The 212-nt window shown below is 57.1% G+C and carries 1 rRNA gene; it reads left to right on the forward strand.

Annotated features, from left to right (window positions below):
* Positions 1-212: ribosomal RNA gene (locus ADL22_RS16085) — 23S ribosomal RNA — on the forward strand; the annotation flags it as partial.

The following is a 212-nucleotide window of genomic DNA, read 5'->3' on the forward strand; positions in this document are numbered from 1 at the left end:
ATCCTTGAAAGAGTGCGTAATAGCTCACTGGTCAAGTGATTCCGCGCCGACAATGTAGCGGGGCTCAAGTACACCGCCGAAGTCGTGTCATTGCAGCATGAGGGCTAACGCCCGCTGTGATGGGTAGGGGAGCGTCGTGTGCCGGGTGAAGCAGCCGCGGAAGCGAGTTGTGGATGGTTCACGAGTGAGAATGCAGGCATGAGTAGCGATAC

Origin of the sequence: Streptomyces sp. NRRL F-4489, from assembly GCF_001509485.1 — a bacterium.
In the GTDB taxonomy this organism is placed as follows: domain Bacteria; phylum Actinomycetota; class Actinomycetes; order Streptomycetales; family Streptomycetaceae; genus Streptomyces.